Here is a 23,496-nt window from a genome sequence, read left to right as displayed (position 1 = left end):
CTCGGACCGCGTCACTCGCCGAAGAAGGCGTGGGATGCCACGATCGCGGCGTAGTCGTCCGGCATCCATCCCGAGAGTGTCGACGACACCCAGCGGTCCGCTCGCAGGTCGTGGACCTCGAGGAGCTCGCCGGCCGCCCTCTCGCAGTGGGTCGTGTCGGCCACGACGGAGCACGCGAAGCCTTGGGCGGCGAGCGTGGTGGTGACGGCCGCGGCGCCCTCGGGGGTGACGGTGGAAACGGTCGTCTCGATGAAGCGACCGGCTTCCCCTCGCCAGTGACACGTGACGACGACCGTCGGACCCGCTGCAGCCACGGCTTCGGGCGTCGAGGCGGGGGCCGTGTGCCGTTGCGACAGCAACGCCTGCGGCGACCACACCAACGACGACCACAACGGCTGGGAGTACAGGTGGCGGCAGTCGGCGGCCGGGGTGGGCGGAGGCGTATCGGCGACGACGTGCCTCCCGGTCGCGGCCCGCAGCGTGTCGCCCACGAAACCCACGGCCAGCGGCACACCGGGAGCGGCGATGATCGCCAGGGCAGCCACGGCGGCCGCGCACAGCAGACCCGCCGGCCAAGCCAGCCACAGACTGCGTCCCCCGATGCGGGCCATGCGTTCCTCCACGACAACGGTAGGCGCATCGACGCCTTCGACCCGTTACCCGACACGCCGCGAGCACGACGAAGGCCCCCGGCGCGAGCCGGGGGCCTTCGAGGAACGGGATGCCGCACCGGGGCGTGGCATCCGTCGATCATGTCTCGGGAGAGCGAGCGGGCCCGCTCCCCCGAGGCACGATCAGTTGTACGTACCGGGCGTGAAGTCGTCCGTCGAGAAGCTGTCGAAGTCGACGTAGCTCAGGTCGGCGTCGCTGTACGCGCCGTCCGAGGCGAAGATGCGGTTGGGGTACCGCTCGCTCTTGGCCTCTTCCGTCGCCTCGACCGTGACGTTGCGGTACTTCGCAAGTCCGGTTCCGGCGGGGATGAGCTTCCCGATGATGACGTTCTCTTTGAGGCCGACGAGCGGGTCGCTCTTGCCCTCCATGGCCGCCTGCGTCAGGACGCGGGTGGTCTCCTGGAATGACGCGGCCGACAGCCACGACTCCGTCGCGAGCGACGCCTTCGTGATACCCATCAGCTCGGGACGACCCGACGCGGGACGCTTGCCCTCGCCGACAGCCTCGCGGTTGATGGCCTGGTAGCGCTTGAAGTCCACCAGCTCACCCGGGAGCAGATCGGTGTCGGCGTGGTCGACGACGGTGACCTTGCGGAGCATCTGTCGGACGATGACCTCGATGTGCTTGTCGTGGATCGGCACACCCTGCGAGCGGTACACGCCCTGGACGCCGTTGACGAGGTACTTCTGCACCTCGCGGGCACCCTGCACGCGCATGACCTCCTTGGGGTCGAGCGTTCCGACGAGGATCGGCTGACCGACCACGACGTGCTGCCCGTCCTCGACCAGGAGCGTAGCGCGCTTCAGGACGGGGTAGACCACCGGCTCGTCGCCGTTGTCGGGCGTGAGGATGACCTTCTTGGCCTTGTCGGTCTCGTCGATCGTGATGCGGCCGTCGGCCTCGGCGATCGGCGACGCACCCTTGGGGGTACGGGCCTCGAACAACTCCTGCACGCGGGGAAGACCCTGCGTGATGTCGTCTGCCGAAGCGGAACCACCGGTGTGGAAGGTACGCATCGTCAGCTGGGTACCGGGCTCACCGATCGACTGGGCCGCGATGATGCCGACGGCCTCTCCGATGTCGACGATCTTGCCGGTGGCGAGCGAACGGCCGTAGCACTTCGCGCAGACGCCGACGGCCGAGTCGCACGTCAGGACGGAGCGGACCTTGATGGTCTCGACGCCACCCTCGACCAGCTTGTCGATGAGCACGTCGCCCACGTCGTCGCCGGCCTCGGCCAGCACGGTGCCCTGCGCGTCGACGACCGCCGTGGCGAGCGTACGAGCGAACACCGAGTTCTCGACGTTGGCGTCCTTGACCAGCGAACCGGTCGAGCCTGCCGCGGCGATCGGGAGCTCGAGGCCCTTCGACGTGCCGCAGTCCTCCTCGCGGATGATGACATCCTGCGAGACGTCGACGAGACGACGCGTCAGGTACCCCGAGTCGGCCGTACGGAGGGCCGTGTCGGCCAGACCCTTACGGGCACCGTGCGTCGCGATGAAGTACTCGGCGACCGACAGACCCTCGCGGTACGAGGAGATGATCGGACGCGGGATGATCTCACCCTTGGGGTTGTTCACCAGGCCTCGCATACCCGCGATGTTGCGGATCTGCAGCCAGTTACCACGGGCGCCCGACGAGACCATGCGGTTGATGGTGTTGTCGGCGGGGAAGTTGTCCCGCATCGCCTTCTGGACCTCGTCGGTGGCCTCGGTCCAGATCTTGATGAGCTCCTGACGACGCTCGGCGTCGGTGGTGAGACCCTTCTCGTACTGGCCCTGCACCTTCGCGGCCTGCTTCTCGTAGCCGGCCACGATCTCCGCCTTGTTCGGCGGGGTGAGGATGTCGCTCAGCGCCACGGTGACACCCGAACGGGTGGCCCAGTAGAAGCCGGCGTCCTTGATCCGGTCGAGCGATGCCGCGACCTCGACCTTGGGGTACTCCTCGGCCAGCTTATTGACGATCTGCGACAGCTTGCCCTTGTCGGCCTGTTCGCGGACGAACGGGTAGCCCTTGGGGAGCGTGTCGTTGAAGATCGCCTGACCGAGCGAGGCGTCGACGAGACCGTGCTTGTCGTAACCCTCGGGCGCCTGGCCCTCGAGGAACGTCAGGCCGGGGATACGGATGCGCGCCTTGGCCTGCAGGTCGAGGGTGCCCTCGTCCTTGGCCAGGATCGCCTCGCCCACGGAACCGAACGCGCGGCCCTCGCCCACGGCACCCTCCTTGAGGGTGGTGAGGTGGTGGAGGCCGATGATCATGTCCTGCGAGGGCAGGGTGACCGGGCGGCCGTCCGACGGCTTGAGGATGTTGTTCGAGGCGAGCATGAGCACGCGCGCCTCGGCCTGAGCCTCGACCGACAGGGGCAGGTGGACGGCCATCTGGTCACCGTCGAAGTCGGCGTTGAACGCCGCGCAGACGAGCGGGTGCAGCTGGATGGCCTTGCCCTCGACGAGCTGGGGCTCGAACGCCTGGATGCCGAGACGGTGCAGGGTGGGTGCACGGTTCAGCAGCACGGGGCGCTCGCGGATGATCTCCTCGAGCACGTCCCAGACCTCGGGACGGTAGCGCTCGACCGCGCGCTTGGCGGCCTTGATGTTCTGCGAGTGACCGAGGTCGATCAGACGCTTGATCACGAACGGCTTGAACAGCTCGAGAGCCATCTGCTTGGGCAGACCGCACTGGTGGAGCTTGAGCTGGGGTCCGACGATGATGACGGAACGGCCCGAGTAGTCCACGCGCTTTCCGAGCAGGTTCTGGCGGAAGCGACCCTGCTTTCCCTTGAGCATGTCGCTCAGGGACTTCAGGGCGCGGTTACCGGTACCGGTGACGGGGCGACCACGGCGGCCGTTGTCGAACAGCGCGTCGACGGCCTCCTGCAGCATGCGCTTCTCGTTGTTGACGATGATCTCGGGAGCACCGAGGTCGATCAGGCGACGGAGGCGGTTGTTGCGGTTGATCACGCGACGGTAGAGGTCGTTCAGGTCGGAGGTCGCGAAGCGGCCACCGTCGAGCTGGACCATCGGACGCAGCTCCGGCGGGATCACCGGGACGACGTCCAGCACCATCGAGGCCGGGCTCATGCCGGTCTGCAGGAACGAGTTGACGACCTTCAGGCGCTTGATCGCGCGGATCTTGCGCTGGCCCTTGCCCTCGGAGATCTGCAGGTGGAGGCTGTCGGCCTCGGCCTGCAGGTCGAAGGCCTCGAGACGACGCTTGATCGACTCCGCACCCATGTGGGCCTCGAAGTACTGACCGAAGCGGTCCTGGAGCTCGTGGAACACATCGTCCTCGGGCTTCAGGGCGCCGACCTCGAGCGTGCGGAAGTCCTCCCACACGCGCTCGAGCTTGGCGATCTGCTCGTCGGCGTTCTTACGCGCCGACGTCATCTCCTTCTCGGCAGCGTCCTTGACCTTCTTCTTCTGGTCGGCCTTGGCGCCCTCCGCCTCGAGGGCGGCGAGCTCCTCCTCGAGCTTGGCGAGGCGAGCGGCGATGCGGGCATCGCGGCGGTCGCCGAGCGTCTTCAGCTCGAGACGGATGTTGTTCTCCTGGGTGGCCAGGTCGCGGTGACGAGCGTCTTCGTCGACCGAGATGACCATGTAGGCGGCGAAGTAGATGACCTTCTCGAGGTCCTTCGGCGCCATGTCCAGCAGGTAGCCGAGGCGCGAGGGCACGCCCTTGAAGTACCAGATGTGCGTGACGGGCGCGGCGAGCTCGATGTGGCCCATGCGCTCGCGACGAACCGAGCTCTTGGTGACCTCGACGCCGCAGCGCTCGCAGACGATGCCCTTGAAGCGCACACGCTTGTACTTTCCGCAGGCGCACTCCCAGTCGCGGGAGGGTCCGAAGATCTGCTCGCCGAAGAGGCCGTCCTTCTCGGGCTTCAGCGTGCGGTAGTTGATCGTCTCGGGCTTCTTGACCTCACCGAAGGACCAACGACGGATGTCGTCGGCGGTGGCCAGACCGATACGGATCTGATCGAAAGTGGTTGATTCGAGCACTGGTTCTCCTGTGTCGGAATTCTCTGAAATCTGAGCTGGGTCGCTGAGCTGGAAGCTCAGATCTCGTCGATCGACGAGGACTCGAAGCGGCTGGAGATGTTGATGCCGAGCTCTTCCGCGGCGCGGAAGGCGTCGTCATCCGTGTCGCGGAGGTTGACCGCGGTGCCGTCGGCCGAGAGGACCTCGACGTTCAGGCAGAGCGACTGCATCTCCTTCATGAGCACCTTGAACGACTCGGGGATGCCGGGCTCCTGGATGTTCTCGCCCTTGACGATCGCCTCGTAGACCTTCACGCGGCCGAGGATGTCGTCGGACTTGATCGTCAGGAGCTCCTGGAGCGCGTACGCGGCGCCGTAGGCCTCGAGGGCCCACACCTCCATCTCACCGAAGCGCTGACCACCGAACTGAGCCTTACCACCGAGCGGCTGCTGGGTGATCATCGAGTACGGGCCCGTCGAACGCGCGTGGATCTTGTCGTCGACGAGGTGGTGCAGCTTCAGGATGTACATGTAACCGACCGAGATGGGCGCCGGGAACGGCTCGCCGGAGCGACCGTCGAACAGCAGCGTCTTACCCGTGGAGTCGACCAGACGGTCGCCGTCGCGGTTCGGGATCGTCGAGTCGAGCAGACCCGCGATCTCGGCCTCGAACGCGCCGTCGAACACCGGGGTGGCGACCTTCGTGCCGGGGGCGGCCTCGCGGGCGACCTCGGGGAGGTTGGCCGCCCACTCGGGGGTGCCCTCGACCTTCCAGCCCTGCTGGGCGATCCAGCCGAGGTGGAGCTCCAGGACCTGACCGAAGTTCATTCGACCGGGGATGCCGAGCGGGTTCAGGATGATGTCGACCGGCGTGCCATCGGACAGGAAGGGCATGTCCTCGATCGGAAGGATCTTGGCGATGACACCCTTGTTGCCGTGGCGGCCGGCGAGCTTGTCACCCTCGGTGATCTTGCGCTTCTGGGCGATGTAGACCACGACGCGGCGGTTGACGCCCGAGCCGAGCTCGTCGTCGCCGTCCTCGGCGTTGAACTCCTTGACGGCGATGATCGTGCCCTGCTCGCCGTGGGGCACCTTCAGCGAGGTGTCACGGACTTCGCGGCTCTTCTCGTTGAAGATCGCGCGCAGCAGGCGCTCCTCGGCGCTCAGCTCGGTCTCGCCCTTGGGCGTGACCTTGCCGACGAGGATGTCGCCGGGGCGAACCTCGGCGCCGATGCGGATGATGCCGCGGTCGTCGAGGTCCTTCAGCAGGTCGGGGCTGACGTTGGGGAGGTCACGGGTGATCTCCTCCTTGCCGAGCTTGGTGTCGCGCGCGTCGACCTCGTACTCCTCGATGTGGATCGACGACAGCGTGTCGTCCTTCACGAGGTCCTGGCTGAGGATGATCGCGTCCTCGAAGTTGTGGCCTTCCCACGTCATGAACGCCACGAGGAGGTTCTTGCCGAGGGCGAGCTCGCCGTTCTCGGTCGCGGGACCGTCGGCGATGACCTCGCCGGCCTCGATGCGCTCGCCGGCCGAGACGACCACGCGCTGGTTGTACGAGGTGCCCTGGTTCGAACGGTCGAACTTGCGCAGGAAGTAGTCCTGCGTGCCGCCCTCGTCGAGCTGGATCGTCACGACGTCGGCCGAGACCTCCAGGACGACACCGGACTTCTCGGCGGTGACGACGTCACCGGCGTCGATGGCCGCGAAGCCCTCCATACCGGTACCGACGACGGGCGACTCGCTACGGACGAGCGGGACGGCCTGACGCTGCATGTTCGCACCCATGAGGGCGCGGTTGGCGTCGTCGTGCTCGAGGAACGGGATGAGGGAGGTCGCCACCGACACCATCTGGCGCGGCGAGACGTCCATGTAGCCGATCTCGTCGTTCGGGAACAGGTCGACCTCGCCACCCTGACCACGGCGGGCCAGGATGCGGTCCTCCACGAAGTGGCCGTCGGCCTGGAGGGCGACACCGGCCTGAGCGACGATGTGGTCGCTCTCTTCGCTGGCGGTGAGGTAGTCGATCTGGTCGGTCACGCGGCCGTCGACGACGCGACGGTAGGGCGTCTCGATGAAACCGAACGCGTTGATGCGCGCGAACGAGGCGAGCGAACCGATCAGGCCGATGTTCGGGCCTTCCGGCGTCTCGATCGGGCACATGCGACCGTAGTGCGAGGGGTGGACGTCACGGACCTCGACGCCGGCACGCTCACGCGACAGACCACCGGGGCCCAGAGCCGACAGACGACGCTTGTGGGTCAGACCCGCGAGCGGGTTGTTCTGGTCCATGAACTGCGACAGCTGGCTCGTTCCGAAGAACTCCTTGATCGCGGCGACGACGGGGCGCACGTTGATCAGGGTCTGCGGCGTGATCGCCTCGATGTCCTGCGTGGTCATGCGCTCGCGGACGACGCGCTCCATGCGGGAGAGACCGGTGCGGACCTGGTTCTGGATGAGCTCGCCGACGGCGCGGATGCGACGGTTGCCGAAGTTGTCGATGTCGTCGGTGTCGAGACGGATCTCGGCAGCCTGGCCGCCACGGACTCCGTCGAAGGTGACGTCGCCGCGGTGCAGGCGGACGAGGTACTTGATCGTGGCGACGATGTCGTCGACGGTCAGCACAGAGTCGCTCAGCGGCTTGTCGAGACCGAGCTTCTGGTTGATCTTGTAGCGACCCACCTTGGCGAGGTCGTAGCGCTTGGAGTTGAAGTAGAAGTTGTCGAGCAGCGCGCGGGCGGCCTCGGCGGCGACCTGCTCGCCCGGACGGAGCTTGCGGTAGATGTCGCGGAGGGCGTCTTCCTTGGTGAGGATCGTGTCCTTGGACAGCGTCTCTTCGATGGAGTCGAAGCCGGAGAACTCCGCGAGGATGTCCTCGCTGGTCAGGCCGAGAGCCTTGAGGAAGACGGTGACCGACTGCTTGCGCTTGCGGTCGATGCGCACGCCGACCTGGTCGCGCTTGTCGATCTCGAACTCGAGCCAGGCGCCGCGCGAGGGGATGACGCGCGCCGACACGATGTCCTTGTCGGAGGTCTTGTCGGGCGTCTTGTCGAAGTAGACACCGGGCGAACGGACGAGCTGCGACACGACGACACGCTCGGTGCCGTTGATGATGAACGTGCCCTTGTTGGTCTGGAGCGGGAAGTCGCCCATGAAGACCGTCTGGGTCTTGATCTCACCGGTCTGGTGGTTCATGAACTCGGCCTCGACGTACAGCGGGGCGGCGTAGGTCTTGCCGCGCTCCTTGCACTCCTCGATCGAGTACTTCTCGGGCTCGAGGTACGGGTTCGTGAACGAGAGCTGCATCGTCTCGCTCAGGTCTTCGATCGGCGAGATCTCCTCGAAGATCTCCTCGAGTCCGCTGATCTCGGGGACGTCGGTGCGACCGGCGGCCTGAGCCTCGGCGACGCGCGCCTTCCATGCTTCGTTACCGACGAGCCAGTCGAACGACTCGGTCTGCAGCGCGAGCAGATCGGGAACGGTCAGCTTGTCGGAGATCTTCGCGAACGAGAGGCGAGATGCGCCGCGTCCGCTCTTCGGGGTGGTGGTGGTGGATGCGTTGCTCGCAGCAGCCAAGGGAATAACCTCCAGAAGCCCGGGCGAGGGGCTCGTGATTCCTTGTCGTCAGGTGGAGTGCGTTCCTGCCCCGATAACCTGCACGTCGCACACCGCGGTGAAGCGGGGACGGGCAAGCTCAGCCGACCACCATATGAGGGCAGGGGGAATCGAGGAGCGCAAAGTCCAAGCATACGCGCGAGGACTCGCCGTGTCCAGTCCAATTCTTGACGCGTTCTCGGACCTGCGGTATAAACGCGTGCGCTCGTCGCGGGTCCCGTTCCCGCTCCCGTCAGACCCGCCGGAATCGCACCCGATCTCCCGGCCTCGCCTGCGCCAACGCCTCGGTGCCGGCCTCGGTCGCCACGGCGATCACCGGGTACCCGCCGGTCACCGGACCGTCGGCGAGCAGCACCACCGGCCGCCCGTGCGGGGGGACCTGGAGGGCGCCCGGGCGCATGCCCTCGCTCGCGAGCTCACCGGGATGAACGCGCTCGAGGGCGGGGCCGTCGAGACGGACCCCGACACGGTCGAGGTCGGAGGAGACGGTCCAGATCTGCGTGACGAGCGTCGTCAGAGCCTCGGGTGCGAACCAATCGGCGCGCGGACCCTCGCCGAGCGGGACCTCGATCAGCGAGGGCGGCACGGTCCAGGGAAAGACGTCGACGGGGGGAATGGCGGATGCCGGCACCCCGGCGCGGACGAGGTCACCGGCGCGGAGCGGGGCGGGGCCGAGGCCCGCGAGCGAATCGTGGGCGCGCGAGCCCATCGCCGCGTGCCCCTCCACGCCGCCGCGGACGGCCAGGTAGCTGCGCAGACCCGCCCGCGCGACCCCGATCGACAGCTCGCTCCCGGCGCGCACGAGGACAGGTGCGTACAGGTCCACCGCCCGCTCGTCGACCCGCACCTCGGTGAGCGCCCCGGTAACGCCGACCCAGGTGTCGGCCTCGGCGCGGGCGCGGAAGCCCCCGAGCAGGATCTCGAGCCCCGCCGCCCCCTCGTCATTGCCGACCAGCCGGTTGGCGACGCGCAGGGCTCGGCGATCCAGAGCCCCCGAGCGCGCGACCCCGAGGGCGGCGAGACGGGGGCGCCCCAGGTCCTGCACGGTGGTGCTGACGCCGGCGTCGACGACGCGGAGCGCGGGCACCCCGCAGCTCGCGGGCGCCGGCGCCATGCCGACGCGGGCGCTCATGCCCGTCCCGGCCGCCGAGCCGGACCGACTCGACCCCACGACCCGCGGGCGCTCCGGCACGAACCGCACGCGGGCGCGCGGCGGGAGCAGCGCCGGGTGGGCGGCATCCGGATCGAAGAGAACCGCATCGGTCGAGGCGATCAGGCGCCAGCCGCCCGGGGTCTGTCGGGGATAGGCGCCCGTGAAGCCGGCGGCGAGCCCGACCGCGCCCGCGGGGACCCGCGTCCGGGGCCGATCGAGGCGGGGCACGTCGAAGGGCCAGTCCGCGCTGACGAGATAGGCGAAGCCCGGCGAGAAGCCTGTGAAAGCGACCGACCATTCCGCTGCCGCGTGGCGGGAGACGAGGTCGGAGACCGGGATGCCGAGGAGCGCGGCCGTGTCGTCGAGATCGGCGCCGTCGTAGCGGAGGGGCACGTCCACGACGGGTCCGGGTTCGGGCTCCGCGGCGTGCGCCGAGGCGGTCGAGCGAATCCACGCGCGAACGGCCGCCGGAGGGATGCGCGCGGGATCGAAGCACACGAGGACGGTGCGCGCGGCGGGGACGAGGTCGTCGATTCCGGCCGGCGGGTCCGCGGCGAGCGCCGCGTGCAGGCGGACGGCGGCGGCGAGGTCGGCGACCTCGGCGAGAACGGCCCGCTCCCCCATCGGTCGCAGGACGATCACCGCACCCGGCGGGGTCACCACGGAGCGCGCACCTCGATGCCGGCTCCGTCGAGCGCCGAGCGCACCGCGCGGGCCATCGCGACGGCGGCCGGCGTGTCGCCGTGCAGACACAAGGAGGCGGCGTCGACGCACACGCGCGCTCCGTCGACGGCTTCGACCTCGCCGTCGCGGACGAGCCGCACGGCGCGGTCGGCGGCGGCGGCGGGGTCATGGACGAGGTCACCCGGCTCGCCGCGGGGCACGAGAGCACCGTGCGCGGTGTACCCGCGGTCGAGGAACGCCTCGTGCACGAAGGGAAGACCCGCGGATGCCGCGGCCTCGGCGATCGCACCGGCCAGACCGAGGATCGGCAGAGCGCGTCCGAGCCGAGCGGAGTGGTCCGCCACCGCCGCCGCGACCGCCCCGGCCTGCCGGGGGTCGGCGGTGACGGCGTGATAGAGCGCCCCGTGCGGCTTCACGTAGCGCAGGTCGGCACCGGCCGCGGCCAGAGCGGACAGCTGAGCCGCCACGATCGCGCGGAGCTCGGCGGGCTCGATCGAGCGGGCGACCCGACCGAAGTTCTCGCGGTCGTCGTACGAGGGGTGTGCGCCGACGGCGACCCCGTATCTCGCCGCCGTCTCGACAGACGCGCGCATCGACACGGCATCCCCCGCGTGCCCGCCGCAGGCGACGTTGGCGCTGGAGACCACCGCGAACATGGCGTCGTCGTCGGCCGTCGCAATCCCGTCGACGGTCTCGCCCAGGTCGGCATTGAGGTCCACCCGCATGCGGCCACGGTACCGCCGCCCGGAGGGCCTAGCGTGGGGGCATGGCCCGCATGCGCATCGAACCCGACGACGCCCCCACCGCGCGGCTGTCGGACGGCTCTCTCGCGCGCGTCTCGCCCTCGGGGTTCGTCTCGGGGTGGGAGCTGGTCGTCGACGGCACCCCCCAGTCGCACGTCGACCTCGACGATCCGACGCACCTGCACTTCGAGTACGTGGCCCGCATGGGCGCCGTGATCGATCGACTCCGGATGCCGGGGCAGCCGCTCACCGCGGTCCACCTCGGCGCGGGCGCGCTCACCCTGCCGCGCTACGTCGAGGCGACCCGACCGGGCTCGCGTCAGCAGGTCATCGAGCTCGAACCCGCGCTGTGGGATCTCGTGCGCGAGAACCTGCCGCTGCCGCGCGGTGCCTCGGTGCGCGTGCGCATCGGCGACGCGCGGGCGGGGCTGTCGAGGCTGCCCGCCGGACTCACCGGCGCCGTCGACCTGCTGGTGAGCGACGTGTACTCCGGCGCCCAGACCCCGGCCCATCTGACCACGGTGGAGTTCTACCGCGAGGCGGCGGCGCTGCTGGCGGCGGACGGGGTGCTGTTGGTCAATGTGTCCGACGGTCCGGGGCTGGCCTTCGCCCGCCGTCAGGTCGCCACCATCCGCGACGTGCTGCCCGAGGTCATCGTCCTCGCCGAGGTGCAGGTGCTCAAGGGGCGCAGGTTCGGCAACCTCGTGGTCGCCGCCTCCGCCGCCCCGCTGCCGGTCGAATGGCTCCCGCGTCTCATGGCGGCCGGGCCCCACCCGGCCAAAGTCGCCCAGGGCGCCGAGATCGAGGAGTTCATGCGCGGGTCCCGAACGGCCACCGACGCCGATGCGACCGCGTCGCCGAAGCCCTCGGCATCCCTCTTCGAGAGATGATCCTCGCGTCTTCGCTCCCCGACCGCGTGGCGCTGCGGCGCTCGACGCCCGGGCGACGCAGACTGGAGGTCCTGCCGGAACGAGAGGAGCGATGGTGAGCTACATCCACGGGTACGACCCCGATACCTTGCGAGAGGTCACCGACTCCCGCGAGTGCGCGGAGCGGCTCGAGGAGATCGGTTCCCAGCGCAGCCTCCACGCCCTGCTCGAGCGGGTCTGGCTCCTGAAGGTGCTCGATCGATTCGACGAGGCGCTCGCCATCTCGGAGCAGTCGGTGCGCGTCGCCCGAATGGCCGGAACCCGTCGCGATCTGCTGCGCGCGCGCATCCTGCACGCCACGATCATGCAGTGCCGCGGGGCCTACGCCGCCGCCGAGCAGGAACTCACCATGTGCGCCGAAGAGGCCGAGGGCCAGGGCTGGGCGAGCATCGCCGCCTTCGCGCTCCAGCACCGCGGCAAGGTGCATTACGACGAGGGCGACTTCGACGCCGCCCGCCGCGACTTCAAGCAGGCACTGTTCCTGCGTCAGAACGCCGGCGCCACCGACGCGCAACTTGAATCGACCCTGCTCGCGATCGACGCCGCGGAGCGTCGGCGCACGCGCGAGGTCGTCGCGAGCTGAGTGTCGTCGGTCCCACCTAGGCTTCCGCTCATGTCCGACCTGCAGCGCGTCCGCATCTGGGCAGAGGCGCTGATCGCCCTGCACCTCGACGACTCGTGGACGTTCGCCTTCGACAACGCCAAGCGGCGCGCGGGCCTGTGCGACTACGGCCGTAAGCGCATCAGCGTCTCGCGGTACCTCTCGGCACGCTACGACGACGACACCAACCACCAGACGCTGCTGCACGAGGTCGCGCACGCCGTCGCGGGAGCGGCGGCCGGGCACGGTCCGGTGTGGAAGCGCACCGCGCGCGGGCTCGGCTACGTCGGCGGCACGACGCACGCCGGCGAGACCGCGAACGAACTCGCGCCCTGGGTGGGCACGTGCCCGGCGGGGCACGTCGCCTACCGTCATCGCCGCGCGACCCGCCCCACCTCGTGCGCGAAGTGCGCTCCGTCGTTCGATCCGCGATTCGCACTGTCGTGGGTGCATCGCGACATCAGCCGCGCGACGCGGCTGGCGGCGTCGCTGCCCCGCTAGAGGGGCTCAGGCGGCGACGATGATCCCGTCTCGGAGGACGGGGACGACGGATGCCGCATCGCGTGCGGCCGCGGCCAGCACCGCCTCTCGCGCCCCTTCGGCCCCGAGGACGCGGCCTGTCCCACTGGCCGTCAGCAGGTGCCGTACGGCGCCCCCGAGGGCGCGGAACCCCTCTCCCGCCACCGCGGCGTCGGGAGAGCCGTGGTCGATGCCCAGGTCGCCGAGCGCGGCGACGACGGCACCCGCCCCCAGCAGGTCCTCAACCGCGAAGCGGAGGCTGTCGGCGTCTGGGGAGCCGGCGGCGATGACCGAGATGCTGGTGCGCTCCCCTCGGGCGCGCTGCACCTCGAGCACGTGGGCCGCGACGGCGGCCGCGTTGCGCAGTCCGCCGATGACGACGTGGGCGCCCTCGTTCGCGGCGGCGAGCGCGAGCTGCGCGGCCGGATCGCCCTCGAGGAGATGGGACCCGCCGTTCTCGGTCGCGGCCAGTGCGCGCATCGACAGTCCCAGCGTCTGCACGACGATCACGACGTGGGACGGGGCGAGGCGATCCAGCCCCGCGCGTCCCCAATCCAGACGCACCTGGTAGTCGGACTGCGCGAGGGCGGGAGAAGACGGCATCCCTCGATCGTAAAACGCCCGGAACGGACTCCCCGCGTCAAGCCGTGCCCGCCGATCACCGGGATCGGGCACGATCGACTCATGCGCATCCTGCTGAAGTTCGTCATCGACTGCGACCCGGATGCCGCCTGGCGCGCCCTTCACTCCCCGCGCGCGGTGGCGGAGTTGTACGGCCCCCTCCTCGACGTGGAGGCCCTCGGCGAGATGCCGACCTCGTTCGAGTCCGGCGACGACGTGCCCGTGCAGATGAGCGTCGCGGGCCTGCTGCCGGTCGGGCGTCAGCTCATCTCGGTCGCCGACCGTGAGACCAGCGACGCGCACGGGCGCGTGCGCGTGTTCCGCGATTGGGGTGTTCCGCTGACCGGGCCGCTCTCGGTGCTCGACGTCTGGGACCACCAGATGGCGGTGTCGGAGGCTCCGGGAGAGCCCGGCCGCACGCTCTGGCGAGAGCGTCTCACGATCGGCGGGGCCGCGGCTCCCGCGCTGTGGCCGGCGCTGTGGGCGACGTGGCAGTGGCGGGCGGCGCGCATCAAGGCACTCGCCCCCACCTGGGCGCACGACCCCGAGAACGACTCCGACTGACCCGGGAGCGCCTCAGGCGAGGCCGTGGCGATAGGCGAAGACGACCAGCTGCACGCGATCGCGCAGGGCGAGCTTGGTGAGGATGCGGCTGATGTGCGTCTTGACCGTGGCCTCGGACAAGAACTCGCGCTCGGCGATCTCGGCGTTGCTGAGTCCCGCCGCCGCGAGTGCGAAGATCTCGCGTTCTCGATCGGTGAGCGCCCCGTAGGCGGCCGGCACCGGCTCCCCGCCCCCGCCGTCGGCGATGTGGGCGAAGAGCTCTCTCGTGGCCTCGGCGGCGATGACGGCGGAACCCGCGTGGACCGTCCGCACCGCGGACAACAAGAACTCCGGCTCGGAGTCCTTGAGCAGGAACCCGCTCGCCCCGCCCTGGATGGCCCGAGCCGCGGCCTCGTCGAGGTCGAAGGTCGTCAGCACCACCACGCGCGGAGCGTCGGGCTCGCGCAGGATCTCGGCGGTGGCCGCGAGCCCGTCCAGGACCGGCATCCGCACGTCCATGAGCACCAGGTCGGGGCGCGTCGCTCGCACGACCTCGATGCCCTCGCGTCCGTCGGAGGCCTCCCCCACCACCTCGAGGTCGGGCTGGGAGTCGATCACCATGCGGATACCGGCACGGAACAGGGCTTGATCGTCGACGAGGACGATGCGGACGGGGGCGGTCACGATGACGGCTCCTCTCGCGGTTCGGGGGTGGCTCGGCATCCGCTCTGCCGCGGCGAACGGCCGCTCACAGCGCAGCACCGATCGGCAGGGTGGCTCGGACGACGAACTCGCCATACTCCGGTCCGGCCGTCAGGTGGCCGCCGACGAGCTGCGCGCGTTCGCGCATGCCGATGAGACCGTGACCGCCGGGCGCGGAGCTGGAAAGGACGGGGACGGATGCCGTGGCCCGGGCGTTGCGCACCGAGACCACGACGCGGTCGGGCCACCACGCCAGGTGGACGCGCACGCGCGGGTCGACACCGTGGCGCAGGGCGTTCGTGAGCGCCTCCTGCATGATGCGGTACACCGCGAGCTGGATGGCCGCGGGGGGCTCGCCGGGAGGGAGCGGATCGACCCCGACCTGGACGTCGACGCCCGCGGCACGCATGCGCTGGAAGAGGACTTCCAGATCGGCGAGGGTGGGCTGCGGCCCCTCGGCCTGAGAGTGCCGGAGCTGGGTGAGAAGGAGCCGAACGTCGGCGAGCGCCGCGCGCGCGGTCGACGAGATCGTCGTGAGCGCCTCGGAGGTGGCCCGGGGATCCGAGGCCGCGGCGTAGCGGGCCCCGTCGGCTTGGGCGATGACCACTGCCAGGGAGTGGGCGACGACGTCGTGCATGTCGCGGGCGATGCGGACGCGCTCCTGCTCCGCGATCGTCTCGGCCTCGGCCGCGCGCTGGGCGCGACTGTTCGCCGCGGCCCGCATCGCCGTACGCACGAGCGCGCCCGAGACCCAGGCCAGCATGAGGGCGAAGCCCGCGGCGAGGAAGAGGGCGATGACCGCGAACCAGTCGTTGCCGTTGGGCGGAGCCTGCAGACCGCGACCCACGAGGTAGATCGGCACCACGGCCGCGCCGACGATCGCCGAACCGAACCCGAACCAGAACACGCGCCGCGTCCCGTACGCGCCCGTCGTGTACAGCACGGCGAAGATCGCAAGGTCTGACGGTGACGGCTGCCGACCGAAGCCCATCTGCACGAGGGCGGCTGCCCACGCGACGCACAGGGCGAGTCCCGGGTGCAGCCGCCGCAGGCCCACCGAGCTCGCGAAGGCGAGTGCGACGAAGAACGCGGCGACGCTGTCGACCGGGGTGGCACTCGCGACGAGCTCGATGGCGATCGCCACCAGGAAGAAGATCACGGCGATGCCGAGGTCGGTGACCAACTGGTAGCGGGTGAGCGGGCGGAGAGCGAACATCACCGCCACGCTACGCGGGCGGCCGTGGTCACGGCATCCGCCCCGGGGTGTATCTGTGTCGGCCGTCGGGAGGAGCTTCGAGGCCAGGGCGGATCAGGCCGGGAAGTCGGCCGGCTCGATCGGACGCGCCTCGAAGAAGGTCTGCAGCACGACGGTCGTGCGGGTGTTCACCTGGGCCGCGGCGCGGATGTCGCGGATGAGCGCCTCGAGGTCGCGCGGCGTCGGCACGCGGACGAAGAGCATGTACGCCGCCTCGCCCGCGATGGAGTGGCAGGCCTCGATCGGCGTCAGGTGGGCGAGCAGCTCGGGAGCGTTGTCGGGCTGCGCGGGGTCGAGCGGCGTGATCTCGACGAAAGCCGCGAGCGGCCGCCCCAGCGCCTCGGCATCGAGGATCGGGCGGTAGCCCTTCACGATCCCTCGAGCTTCGAGCCGGCGCAGCCGCGACTGGACGGCCGAGACCGAGAGGCCGACGCGCTCCGACAGGTGGGACAGCGTGGCGCGCGCGTCGAGTGAGATCTCGCGGACGATCGCTGCGTCGACGGAGTCCTCGAGGCGAGGAGCGCGGGAGGAGGCCTCGGTCATGCGGTCGACAGTATCAGCGGCGGCGAGTCCCCCTCTGGCGGGATCCGTAAGTTTTCCGTTAGCATCCACATTCAGCAGGAATATTTACAGCATCGAATGGAGGATGCCATGACCACCGCCGCGCCTACCCGTGCCGCCGACGATCTGATCGCCGGACACGGCGTCGATACGGTCGAGCAGACCCCCGCCTGGGCGAAACTCAAGGGCGCCGCCACCGCACTGCAGGCGCTGCAGGCCAAGGACGGCTCCATCGAGGACATCGCCGCTGCGACCCCCCTGCTCGACGACCTGACCGCGGCGATCGAGGCGCTCGCGCCCCTCTTCCCGCACGACGCGGCCTACCTCGCGGCATCCGTCACGGACTTCCGCCGCTGGCGAGACGAGGGGCTCGGGGTTCCCGACTTCCTCGACTCCCTGGTCGCCTTCCACCCGCAGGAGCACCGCGTCGACGGCATTCGTCACCTCGTGGTCTTCCCGATGTACACGCAGAACGGCTCGAGTGAACGGCACGTCGAGGCGGTGATCGTCGAGGCGATCTGGCCGGAGTTCATCGCGCGGCTCGAGACCGAGTACACCAACCGCCTCTTCGTCTCGCTGCGGCTGGTCGACTTCACCTCGGGCTACGACACCAACTCGGCCGTGCTCTTTCCCGAGACCGTCGCGATGCGCGAGGTTCCCGCGTTCACGTGGGGCGCGATCTTCCAGGACCGCGAGGCCGCACGCTACCGTCGCGTGACCCGCGCCGCCGCGGACATCACGAAACTCCGACTCCCCGACGCCGCCGCACGTCTGCTCGACGATCAGGACCTCGCCGAGCGGACGTTCGTGATGTGGGATCTCATCCATGACCGCACGCACATGCGCGGCGACCTGCCGTTCGACCCCTTCATGATCAAGCAGCGGATGCCGTTCTTCCTCTACTCGCTCGAAGAACTGCGCTGCGACCTCACCGCGTTTCGCGAGTGCGTGTCGCTGCAGGCGCGCCTGGTCGCCCGCGACGACCTCGACGACGCCGAGGCAGCGATGCTCGAGCACGCCGAGCTCGTGCAGTACGCCGTGATCTTCGACCGCATCTTCCGCTTCGCCATCACCGGCTCTCGCGTGCGCAACTACGACGGTCTCGGCGGGCAGCTGCTGTTCGCCTGGCTGCATCAGCGACGCGTGCTGCACTGGACCGACACCTCGCTCGCCTTCGACTGGGACGAGGTACCCGCCGCGGTCATCGCCCTCGCGGATGCGATCGACGAACTGTACTGGCGCTCGATCGACCGCCCCAAGGTCGCCCACTGGCTCGCCGCCTACGACCTCGTGCGCTCGGTCGTCACACCCCACCCCGCTTCGGTGTGGGCACGAGGCCTGCCCGATGAGGTGCTCGCGGGATTGCCCAAGGGCTACACCGATGCGGTGCTCGACGACGAGTTCCCCCTGTCGATGTTCTTCGAGGCGCTGGAGAAGAAGATGCGTCCCGTCATCGCATCGACCGAGGGAATTCGCGGAACGGACTGAACACCCGGATGAGCGAGGTGACAGCCGACCCCGCGGTCGAGCCGCGGGAGCGGGTACGCGGGCGACTCGTTCTGCTCGCGGGCGGAACGAGTGCAGCCGGCCGCGCCTGTGCTCGCGTTCTCGGCGAGGCGGGAGCGCGGGTCGTGGTCGTGGGTTCGAACGCCGCCCGCCTGCGCGAGGCCGCCGAGTCCGCGCCCGCGGCGGCGACGGAGCTGTGCGACCTGACCGACCCGGCCGCCGTGTCGGCTCTGCGCGACCGCGTGCACGCCGCCCACGGGACCGTCGACGGCGTGATCCACCTCGTCGGCGGCTGGCGCGGTGGAGGGGGGCTCGCCGGACAGAGCGACGAGGACCTCGCCGTTCTGCTGCGGTCGTTCACGGCTCTGCGTCACATCAGCCGCGCCTTCGACGACGACCTGCGCACCTCGGATGCCGGGCGGCTCGCCATCGTCTCGTCGACCGCCGTCGTACGCCCCCTCGCCGGAGGCGCGAACTACGCCGCGGTGAAAGCGGCGAGCGAGGCGTGGACGCGGGCCGTCGCACAGGGGTACGCGAAGTCCGCGCGCGATACGGGGCGGGAGCTGTCGGCCGCGGGCGTGATCTTCCGCGTGCGCAGCCTCGGCGGACTCGAAGAAGCCCTGGCATCCGCCGTCGTTGCGCTGTGGGACGACGAAGCCGCGGCGTGGAACGACGTCGTCGTCGACATTGACACGGGCGGTTAGCTCGACCCCACCCCGGCGTGGACCTCAGCCGTGCGGTACTGCCGCGAGAGCGTGCGGTACGAGCGCGTGAGGAACGCCATCGCAGCCGCGATCACCATCACGACGCCGGAGACGGCGAAGACCAGCGCGATGCCGCGCGAATCTCCCTCGCCGAGCAGCCAGCCCCACGTCGAGCGCCCACTCTCACCGTCCATGTAAGGGATGATCAGGAACTGCGCGATCGGCGCGATGAGGAACGACGTCACGGGTGCCGCGGCCGATTCGAACGCCGCGGCGAAGCCGAAGACGCGCCCCTGGGTCTCGAAGGGCACCACCTTTTGAATGACCGTCTGCTCGGCCGCCTCGACCGGCGGGATGAGGGCCATGTAGACCCAGATGCCGAGCGCGTACAGCCACCACCACTCGCGGAGAGTGAACAGCGCGCCGAGCGCGCCCATCGCCATGACGATCCAGAGCATGGTGCGGATGGGGTTCTTGCCGAGGCCGAACTTCGCGACGAGACCGCCGCCGATGATGAAGCCGGTCGCGGTGATCCCGAGGACGATCCCCCAGACCTTCACATCGAACATCTCGAGACCGTAGGGGTCCATGAGCGCCATGTAGACGCCGCCGATGAGGTTGTTGAACGTCGAGAAGACGATGAGGGCGAAGAGCCCCGGCGCGAGACGCACCGCTCGGATCGCCCCGCGCAGATCGACGATCGGACCGGGGCGCTGCCCGGCGGCGGGGCGCTCCTCGGGGATGCGGATGGTCAACAGGTGCGCGAGAGCGAGGGCGGTGAGCACGAGCGAGATGGCCAGCGTCCACCCCATGCCGAGAAAGCCCACCGAGAGGCCACTGAAGACGCTGGTCACGACGAAGGCGAGCCCCTGCACCGTGCCGACGAGCCCGTTCGCGTTGGCGTGACGCTCGACGGGCACGAGAAGCGTCACGGTCGTCGACAGCGCGATGTTGCGAAGGTTCTCGATCACGGCCCCGGCGAGGATGACGCCCGCGAACAGCCAGAACCACGGCCCGCCGAGGTCGAGGAGCACGGCCTCGGGGAATGCCAGCCAGAGCGCCCCCGCCAGCAGGAACGCCACGAGCGTCACGAACCCGGAGACCACCATGACCCGGTGCTTGCGGTGACGATCGACGAGCGAGCCGAACACCATCGCGAACACGGCGAGCAAGAGCATGTACGCACCGCCGACGATGCCGGTAGCGAGCACCGAACGGGTTTCGAGATACACCCAGAACGTGAGAGCGAACCAGAGGAAGCTCGTCGTCACGTTGGCCGCAGCCGTGTTGACGAGCACCGCGAGGAAGGTGCCGCGCCGGGCGGACGCGGCAGCGGCGGGCGGTGCAGCAGAGGCCGGGCTCTCGGACATAGCGCCACGGTAGACCGGGGGTCCGACATTGACCAGGGTCTGGTCGATCGACGGCACGCCCCCCGGGTGCGGTCGAGTTCACGGCTGCGTCAGTCGATGAGGCTGCGGATGTCCGCCGCCGTCAGGCGGGTGCCCCCGCCGAAGGTCTCACCCTCACCCCCGTCGAGCACGCGGGAGAACAGCTCCGCTTTCGTCTCGCGCAAAGTGACGACCTTCTGTTCGATGGTGTCGGCGGCCACGAGACGGTAGACGATCACCGGGCGCGTCTGGCCGATGCGGTGCGCACGGTCGATGGCCTGGTCTTCGACCGCGGGGTTCCACCACGGGTCGAGCAGCACGACGTAGTCGGCCTCGACGAGATTGAGGCCGACCCCTCCCGCCTTGAGCGAGATGAAGAACGCCGGGTCGTCGCCCTCGCGGAAGCGGTCGATCTCAGCCTGCCGGTGCGTGGTGGCACCGTCGAGGTAGCCGGTTGGAAGGCCCGCCTCGGTGCACCTCTCGCGAGCGGCGCGCAGGAACCGCGTGAACTGGCTCAGGACGAGGACGCGGTGTCCCTCGGCGGCGGCCTCGGTCACCAGTTCGACCAGAGCGTCGAGCTTGGCGGAGGGCGCCTCTCCCTCGTCGACGAGCGCCGGGTTGAGGGCGAGCTGACGCAGCATGGTCAACGACCGGAAGATCGCGAAGCGATTGCCTTCGGCATCGTCGAGCAGGCCGAGGAGACGTTGACGTTCTCGATGGAAGCGCCGGTCGTACAGCTTGCGATGCGTCGGATGCAGGGTGACCTCGACCACGGTCTCCTGCTTCGAGGGCAGCTCGGCGGCGACCCGTTCTTTCGTGCGCCGCAGAAGGAACGGGCGGATGCGACGACGAAGAAGGTCGAGCCGGGCGCTGTCGGAGTGCTTCTCGATGGGGGTGCGGTACATGGCGGTGAACGACTCGCGGGTCCCCAAGAGCCCCGGGGCGACCAGCGACATCAGAGCCCAGAGTTCGAGGAGGTTGTTCTCCATGGGGGTGCCCGTGATGACGAGGGTGAACGGCACGGAGAGGGCCCGAGCGGCGCGGTAGCCGCGCGACGAGGGATTCTTGATCTGCTGTGCCTCGTCGAGCACGAGACCCGACCACTCGAGCTCGGCGTACTGCTCCTGCTCCAGACGGAACAGCGCGTAGCTGGTGACCACGACATGCGCGCCGGCCGCTTGCTCGGCGATGAGGGTCGAACGGCGCGCCTGCGTAGCGGTGATGGTTTGCACCCTGAGCCCCGGTGCGAACGCGGCGCACTCGCGCGCCCAGTTGCCGACCACACTCGTCGGCGCCACGATCAGGAACGGTGCCATCTCAGGATCGGATTCGCGCGCGACCTCCATCATCGCGATCGCCTGCACCGTCTTGCCGAGTCCCATGTCGTCGGCGAGCACTCCCCCGAGTCCCTGCGTGCGAAGGAAGTGCAACCAGTCCAGACCCGTGCGCTGATAGTCGCGCAGAGTGGCCCGCAGTCCCGTGGGAGGCGCCACGGGGGCGATGGCGGCCTCGTCCGTGAGGCCGCGGACGCGCAGCCACCACTCGGCCTCTTGCGCCGCGAGCAGCCCCAGTTCGGAGAGGTCGTCCCACAGACCGACGTTGTAGCGGTTGAGCTTCATCTGGCCGTCCGGGCGATCGGCGAGAGTTCGCGCCTCGTCGATGACGGCTCGCAGGCGGTCGAAGGCGGGGGTGTCCAAACGCACATAGGACCCGTCTGCGAGGAAGAGCGCGCGGTCGCCGACGACGAGCGCGGTGTAGAGATCGGAGAAGTCGACCTCGGCGTCACCCACCGTCACGCGCGCGTGCAGGTCGAACCAGTCGCTGCCGTCGTCGTCTCCGGTGCGCAGCTCGACGGAGGCCGGCTCGGCAGCCGCACGGTAGGGCGCAGCCCCATCGGCCACGGTCACCCGGACGTCTTCGAGAGCCCGCAGGCGCGGCATCGCCTCGACGACGAAGATCGCCGCCTCCGCGGGAGCCCATATGCGCGGCGGAGTGGTGCCCGAGGGAAACGGCTGCGGCAGCTCGAGACGCAGCTCCGACGCGATGGCCGACACAGCCTCCCAGGTAGACGCCTCGTACGCCTCGTCACGTCGGCCGTTGGTCGATGACCGGTCCCACCGTACGGCGACGGACGCGCGACCGGCCCGATGGTCGACGGCGACCTCGAGGACGGGACGGGGCGGGGGCGGCACATCGATCGTGCCCCTGGGAGAGACCACGGGCGCCTCGAGCTGCAAGCGCGGAAGGTAGTCGCGGAAGAAGGCGTCCGAGCCCCCGTCGACCGCGAGCGCGGCCGTGCGCGCCAGCAACCCGCGGAGGGCGCCCGCCGCCGGGGTCGAAAGACGCGCCAGGGTGAATCGCTCGTCGTCACCGTCACGATCCGCGACGAAGGCCACCGCCACGGCGGGGTCGCCCACCACCCACGACGGCGAGGAGGCGACCTCGTCATCGAGGCCCTCGACGATCCCCCGGACGTGTAGGGCCGAGCCGCGACGGTCGACGGCGACCGCGGCGGTCCTTTCCCCCTCGAGGATCTGCACCGGGTGATGCACGCCGGAAGCGGCCACGAGCGGTACACCGGCCGCGATGACAGCCTCGAGCTGCATCCAGAGCGAGTGCGGCGGAACGGCGGAGAGCGGCATCCACTCATCGGAGAGGTATGCGCCGTTGCCCGAGCGGCCGAGGCGGCCCAGACTGTCGAGCGCGGCACGCGCGCGCGGGTCGGCGGACAGCAGGGACAGGCCCGACCACCCCGCGCGCCCCTTGATCCAGGTGCCGCGCGAGCCTCGCATACCGGGGCGGGCGGTGAGCGTCAGGGCGGTGCTGCGGCCGTGACCCCCACCGCGACGGATGGCGAGGAAGAGACACAGATCGACCGGCGGTTCGTCGGGGAACCGTGCGTCGACCGTCAGCAGTTCATCGAGGGTGCGCTGCCACTCGGGGCGCGGGGGCCGACCCGCCGAGATCATGCGGTCGAAGAGCAGGACAGCCGCGGCGCAGGAATGCTCGCACTCGGGGCCGCGGCCGCACGAGCACCAGCCTGAGACGCGCGTGAAATCGGTAGGCACGCGCAGTTCGAGATGCTCGTACCCCGCCGCGCCGAACGACTGCGCCGAGACGACGAGTACTCCGTCGAACGTCTTGACGTCGCCGACCTCGACGGAGCCGTAGATCAGGAGCCGATCGGCGCGCGTCATGGCCGCCGGAGAGAAGATCTCACCGGCGATGCTGAGCGCCTCGGGGTCCATGTGCATGACGCCATTCTCCCCGGCCCCACCGACACTCGGGGGCCGGACGGGGCGGAGTGGGGACAACGCGCCGAGA

Annotated in this window: 17 protein-coding genes; 6 read left to right on the top strand and 11 right to left on the bottom strand. The window is 69.8% G+C overall.

Annotated elements, in window-relative coordinates; translation table 11 throughout:
• Nucleotides 1–11: 11 nt before the first annotated feature.
• The 5 genes from OVA17_RS08255 to pxpA all read right to left on the bottom strand — a co-directional run bounded on the left by OVA17_RS08255 (nt 12) and on the right by pxpA (nt 10,825).
• Entirely contained in the window at nt 12–611 is a 600-nt protein-coding gene (locus OVA17_RS08255; protein WP_267786087.1) for a hypothetical protein, read from the bottom strand.
• A gap of 183 nt (nt 612–794) precedes the next feature.
• Complete coding sequence (gene rpoC / locus OVA17_RS08250; protein ID WP_210072359.1) at nt 795–4,670, bottom strand: DNA-directed RNA polymerase subunit beta'; 3,876 nt, start codon at nt 4,668–4,670, stop codon at nt 795–797.
• A gap of 56 nt (nt 4,671–4,726) precedes the next feature.
• On the bottom strand, nt 4,727–8,224 hold the full coding sequence (locus OVA17_RS08245; RefSeq protein WP_210072360.1) for a DNA-directed RNA polymerase subunit beta: 3,498 nt from the start codon (nt 8,222–8,224) through the stop codon (nt 4,727–4,729).
• A 271-nt stretch (nt 8,225–8,495) separates the two neighbouring features.
• Nucleotides 8,496–10,079: a 5-oxoprolinase/urea amidolyase family protein gene (locus OVA17_RS08240; RefSeq protein WP_267786086.1), complete on the bottom strand. Its 1,584-nt coding sequence runs from the start codon at nt 10,077–10,079 to the stop codon at nt 8,496–8,498.
• Nucleotides 10,073–10,825, bottom strand: coding sequence for a 5-oxoprolinase subunit PxpA (gene pxpA / locus OVA17_RS08235; RefSeq protein ID WP_267786085.1), 753 nt, complete (start codon nt 10,823–10,825; stop codon nt 10,073–10,075). The genes OVA17_RS08240 and pxpA overlap by 7 nt, the downstream gene beginning before the upstream one ends.
• A 41-nt stretch (nt 10,826–10,866) precedes the next feature.
• On the opposite strand from pxpA, the gene OVA17_RS08230 reads away from it, so the two are divergent.
• From OVA17_RS08230 to OVA17_RS08220, 3 genes are all read left to right on the top strand, one after another.
• Complete coding sequence (locus tag OVA17_RS08230) at nt 10,867–11,733, top strand: spermidine synthase (RefSeq protein WP_267786084.1); 867 nt, start codon at nt 10,867–10,869, stop codon at nt 11,731–11,733.
• Between the two features lie 94 nt (nt 11,734–11,827).
• The gene (locus tag OVA17_RS08225) at nt 11,828–12,355 is read left to right on the top strand and encodes a hypothetical protein (protein ID WP_056228266.1); all 528 of its coding nucleotides are present in this window, start codon (nt 11,828–11,830) and stop codon (nt 12,353–12,355) included.
• Nucleotides 12,356–12,385: 30 nt separating this feature from the next.
• Nucleotides 12,386–12,874, top strand: a complete 489-nt coding sequence (locus tag OVA17_RS08220) for a SprT-like domain-containing protein (protein ID WP_210072363.1) — start codon at nt 12,386–12,388, stop codon at nt 12,872–12,874.
• A gap of 6 nt (nt 12,875–12,880) precedes the next feature.
• On the opposite strand, the gene OVA17_RS08215 is transcribed toward OVA17_RS08220, so the two are convergent.
• The gene (locus OVA17_RS08215; RefSeq protein WP_267786083.1) at nt 12,881–13,495 is read right to left on the bottom strand and encodes a 2-phosphosulfolactate phosphatase; all 615 of its coding nucleotides are present in this window, start codon (nt 13,493–13,495) and stop codon (nt 12,881–12,883) included.
• Nucleotides 13,496–13,576: 81 nt separating this feature from the next.
• Here OVA17_RS08215 and OVA17_RS08210 point away from each other — a divergent pair, with 81 nt between their 5' ends.
• The gene (locus OVA17_RS08210; protein WP_267786082.1) at nt 13,577–14,077 is read left to right on the top strand and encodes a hypothetical protein; all 501 of its coding nucleotides are present in this window, start codon (nt 13,577–13,579) and stop codon (nt 14,075–14,077) included.
• A gap of 12 nt (nt 14,078–14,089) precedes the next feature.
• On the opposite strand, the gene OVA17_RS08205 is transcribed toward OVA17_RS08210, so the two are convergent.
• The 3 genes from OVA17_RS08205 to OVA17_RS08195 form a co-directional block, all read right to left on the bottom strand.
• Nucleotides 14,090–14,779, bottom strand: a complete 690-nt coding sequence (locus OVA17_RS08205; RefSeq protein ID WP_267786081.1) for a response regulator — start codon at nt 14,777–14,779, stop codon at nt 14,090–14,092.
• A gap of 25 nt (nt 14,780–14,804) precedes the next feature.
• The gene (locus OVA17_RS08200; RefSeq protein WP_267786080.1) at nt 14,805–15,974 is read right to left on the bottom strand and encodes a sensor histidine kinase; all 1,170 of its coding nucleotides are present in this window, start codon (nt 15,972–15,974) and stop codon (nt 14,805–14,807) included.
• Nucleotides 15,975–16,067: 93 nt separating this feature from the next.
• Entirely contained in the window at nt 16,068–16,556 is a 489-nt protein-coding gene (locus OVA17_RS08195; protein ID WP_210072368.1) for an Lrp/AsnC family transcriptional regulator, read from the bottom strand.
• Between the two features lie 108 nt (nt 16,557–16,664).
• Between OVA17_RS08195 and OVA17_RS08190 the strand changes: the two genes are divergently transcribed.
• The gene (locus OVA17_RS08190; protein WP_267786079.1) at nt 16,665–18,062 is read left to right on the top strand and encodes a DUF6421 family protein; all 1,398 of its coding nucleotides are present in this window, start codon (nt 16,665–16,667) and stop codon (nt 18,060–18,062) included.
• 8 nt (nt 18,063–18,070) lie between these two features.
• Nucleotides 18,071–18,784, top strand: coding sequence for an SDR family NAD(P)-dependent oxidoreductase (locus OVA17_RS08185; RefSeq protein ID WP_267786078.1), 714 nt, complete (start codon nt 18,071–18,073; stop codon nt 18,782–18,784).
• On the opposite strand, the gene OVA17_RS08180 is transcribed toward OVA17_RS08185, so the two are convergent.
• Both OVA17_RS08180 and OVA17_RS08175 read right to left on the bottom strand, forming a co-directional pair.
• A complete protein-coding gene (locus OVA17_RS08180) occupies nt 18,781–20,154 on the bottom strand; it encodes an MFS transporter (protein ID WP_267786077.1) in 1,374 nt (457 codons plus the stop codon). The genes OVA17_RS08185 and OVA17_RS08180 overlap by 4 nt on opposite strands.
• Nucleotides 20,155–20,243: 89 nt before the next feature.
• Entirely contained in the window at nt 20,244–23,426 is a 3,183-nt protein-coding gene (locus OVA17_RS08175; protein ID WP_267786076.1) for a DEAD/DEAH box helicase, read from the bottom strand.
• Nucleotides 23,427–23,496 lie beyond the last annotated feature (70 nt).

It is taken from the genome of Microbacterium sp. SL75, assembly GCF_026625865.1.
Taxonomy (GTDB): Bacteria; Actinomycetota; Actinomycetes; order Actinomycetales; family Microbacteriaceae; genus Microbacterium.
The sequence above is the reverse complement of the archived record's forward strand: the minus strand, read 5'-3'. Positions and strand labels throughout refer to the sequence as shown.

Coding starts and splice junctions, on each gene's coding strand:
- OVA17_RS08255 (WP_267786087.1), bottom strand. CDS start 611: ATGGCCCGCATCGGGGGACGCAGTCTGTGGCTGGCTTGGCCGGCGGGT.
- pxpA (WP_267786085.1), bottom strand. CDS start 10,825: ATGCGGGTGGACCTCAATGCCGACCTGGGCGAGACCGTCGACGGGATT.
- OVA17_RS08230 (WP_267786084.1), top strand. CDS start 10,867: ATGGCCCGCATGCGCATCGAACCCGACGACGCCCCCACCGCGCGGCTG.
- OVA17_RS08220 (WP_210072363.1), top strand. CDS start 12,386: ATGTCCGACCTGCAGCGCGTCCGCATCTGGGCAGAGGCGCTGATCGCC.
- OVA17_RS08215 (WP_267786083.1), bottom strand. CDS start 13,495: ATGCCGTCTTCTCCCGCCCTCGCGCAGTCCGACTACCAGGTGCGTCTG.
- OVA17_RS08210 (WP_267786082.1), top strand. CDS start 13,577: ATGCGCATCCTGCTGAAGTTCGTCATCGACTGCGACCCGGATGCCGCC.
- OVA17_RS08205 (WP_267786081.1), bottom strand. CDS start 14,779: ATGCCGAGCCACCCCCGAACCGCGAGAGGAGCCGTCATCGTGACCGCC.
- OVA17_RS08200 (WP_267786080.1), bottom strand. CDS start 15,974: ATGTTCGCTCTCCGCCCGCTCACCCGCTACCAGTTGGTCACCGACCTC.
- OVA17_RS08195 (WP_210072368.1), bottom strand. CDS start 16,556: ATGACCGAGGCCTCCTCCCGCGCTCCTCGCCTCGAGGACTCCGTCGAC.
- OVA17_RS08190 (WP_267786079.1), top strand. CDS start 16,665: ATGACCACCGCCGCGCCTACCCGTGCCGCCGACGATCTGATCGCCGGA.
- OVA17_RS08185 (WP_267786078.1), top strand. CDS start 18,071: ATGAGCGAGGTGACAGCCGACCCCGCGGTCGAGCCGCGGGAGCGGGTA.
- OVA17_RS08180 (WP_267786077.1), bottom strand. CDS start 20,154: ATGTCCGAGAGCCCGGCCTCTGCTGCACCGCCCGCCGCTGCCGCGTCC.
- OVA17_RS08175 (WP_267786076.1), bottom strand. CDS start 23,426: ATGCACATGGACCCCGAGGCGCTCAGCATCGCCGGTGAGATCTTCTCT.